Below are 2,700 nucleotides of genomic sequence, written 5' to 3'. Positions count from 1 at the left end.
ACAGGCCCATGGTCATCAGAACCAAAAAGCCAAAGAAGATCAGGGTTTGGCGGCTGGCGGTGAGCACCTTGAGGGCCGTGCCCAGGGTGATCTGGTCTTCCCGCCCGGCCAAGGTGGAACGGGATCCATAGCGGGAATAGCGTTCTTCCACCCCCCAGGTGGCGATCACCCCCAGCAGGATCACCACAGCAGGAATAACAATGAAGAGGCGGTTGATCGTGCTCTGCAAGTTCTCGGGATCCAGGCCGCGCAGCAGCACTGCCGAGCCAATTGCCCCGCCGGCAATGCCCACCATCAGCATCGACCAGACGATCCCCACCAACTGGGAGCGGTTGTGCTCATCGGAAACATCCACCAGCAGCGCCGCAAAGGGCGTGGAGCAGGCGCTCAGGCAAAGCCCATAAAGAGCAAACATCAAGGCGGCGAGAGCAATCCAACCGTAGGTGGCCAGCGACCAACCGCTACTGGCAAAGCTCTGCCCCAAACCCCACACCACTTGCACAGCCAAGAAGATGCACAGGGCAAACAGCACCGAGCCCAGGCGCACATAGCCGCTGCGGTGCGTCCCAAACAAAGGCTTGGCATCAGAAAGCTGCCCAAACCAGACGCGGGCCGGGGAAACCAACTGGTGCATGGCCAGGGATCCCCCTACCACCGTGGCCGGGATGGCCAAGAGATCCAGGTCGATCATGACCCGGTTGAGCACCCCCAGCGTCAGCAGCGACATCATCCCCAGGCCCATCTGAAATAAGCCTAGGCGAAACATGACGGGCAAAGGCAAGGGGGGCGCCGAAGGCTGAGACTCTGAAGAAATGGCCGTGGCCGCAGACACGTTGACCTCAGGATCCCGTTGAATATTGGCCATGACCTGTGATGATTCATGCAAAAGCCCTACAGCTTTTTATGGTAGCCCAGGTAGCTGGGGATCCCGGCAAAGGGATGGGGTTGCCAAAAGCGAAACTGCCGCGCCGGCTCTCCGTAACCGGGTTATGGTCAGGGCATCGTTAAAGAAGGGAGCCTGCTAGTTATATTGTAAGGAAGCCCACATCCCCACCTTTTGGCTGCTGAGTTCGCTGAGCTGGATGAGCATTTCCCCGGCTGCTCTGCCGCTGATGTCCACTGCTTAGGCAAACCCTATGGATTTTCCGACGAGCCAGGATCCTTCCTCATCGCTGCCCCAATGGGCAGAGTACTTCGCTTACAGGCAGGTGATCGACCGGACAATCGCCATGACTAGGGATCCGCGGGCGTGATCCCTGGCAGCCCACTACGGGCTGGATATCGTTGAGCTCACCTGGGAAGATACCGGACGCCACAAGGGATCCGCCCTCGGCCCCAATATCAGCGACATGACCATCCAGGTGCAGCAGCTCAACCCCCTAACGGGTCGCCGCAAGCTGAGCCTGATGCCGGTGATCCGCTACCCCAACTTTGCCGATCTCTCTGCCGACCTGCCCCTCGACAGCCTGAAGGTGCTGGTGGGCAACGAAAAGGGAAAACCCCTGCGTGTGGTGTCGCTGCGGGAGCTGCTGGGGAACCTGCGCCGCTACTTGCACAACCCCCGCTCTTGGGCCGGCAACCGCAACTCGCTGCTGGCCCCACGGGATAGCCATGTGCTGGTGAGCGCCCAGGCCGCCTTTTTGCCCATCCCTGCCGGGGGATCCGCCCAATTCAACCCGGTGCTGTTCAACTATCAGTCTTATCCGGGCAACCCAGCCGTGCTGGCGATCTTGGCCACCCGCGAGGGCACCAGCATTACAGTGATCGAGAACCGCCCGGAGGAGGGATGGGAGAAGATCTGGGGCCAGCGCCTTTTCTTCAACCAAAACGGGGAACGGGCCAGCCTTACTGGGCAGCGCCTCAGCGATTTCCAAGCCCAGCAAGGCGCCAACCCAACCCCCAGGGATCCCGACTCGGCGGAAGTTCCGGAAGAAGCCCTGAACCTGGTAATGCTGATCCAGGTGCCCCTCAAGCAAAGGAAAGTTGAGCAGGTCAGATACTTTACGGAGACCCTAGGCCTAGAGGACTGCTTCCCTAGCAATGTAGAAGCTGCCGTCATCGGCCACGGGGAGGTGGAAGGCCCCTTCACCGAGATCAACAACCTCGACATCGAACGGGATCCCCGCTTTCCCATTCGGGTCACCATCCAGTTCTACAAAGCCACCGACAACGGCGTGGTCTCCGCCGAGGATATGGCCCAAATTCACCGCCAGATTGCCCGCGTCTATCGAGAGGCCGACTATGTGGGCAGCCTGGTAATCCAGCCAGATACGGGCCGCCCGACCGAGTACGACCGCGACGCCGAAACCGAGCGCCCCTTTCCCTTTCCTTGGTTTCCTTGGTGGCTGCGACGCTAGCCTGTTGCCGCTGGTTTTGGCGGGGGCAAGCGGCAAAATCTTTCCGCGCCGGGGTTTCTCTACTACACTGACAACTGACCTGGTGCCAAGCGAAACGAGCCTTCGGGCCGCGGCGCTCGGCAGTTGCGGCCCTTGCACAGACAACAAACCCAATCTCGATCTTGTTTGAGACCGAGAGGCAGATCTATAGACAACTTTCGCTCAAGTCGGCGAAGAATTTCCCCGGCAACCTTATGGCTGACGCAGTTCCAGTTCGTCGCTACGACCTGTTTGTGCAAGCCTCGCGGCTGCTGCAGCGCTATCGGCAGTTGACGCCGGAACTGCGTCCGGTGGGAGTGGAGGT

Annotated in this window: 2 protein-coding genes; one reads left to right on the top strand and one right to left on the bottom strand. The window is 60.3% G+C overall.

Annotated elements, in window-relative coordinates:
* Positions 1-865, bottom strand: an 865-nt coding sequence (locus NW835_RS08540; protein WP_414415053.1) for a PucC family protein, incomplete at its 3' end; no start/stop codon positions are given.
* A 484-nt stretch (positions 866-1,349) separates the two neighbouring features.
* On the opposite strand from NW835_RS08540, the gene NW835_RS08535 reads away from it, so the two are divergent.
* A complete protein-coding gene (locus tag NW835_RS08535; protein WP_414415052.1) occupies positions 1,350-2,357 on the top strand; it encodes a hypothetical protein in 1,008 nt (335 codons plus the stop codon).
* The last annotated feature ends 343 nt before the right edge of the window (positions 2,358-2,700 follow it).

Origin of the sequence: Synechococcus sp. OH2, from assembly GCF_047462155.1 — a bacterium.
Classification (GTDB): domain Bacteria; phylum Cyanobacteriota; class Cyanobacteriia; order Thermostichales; family Thermostichaceae; genus Thermostichus.
Note: the sequence above shows the minus strand (reverse complement) of the source record. Positions and strands in the feature narration are given on the sequence as shown.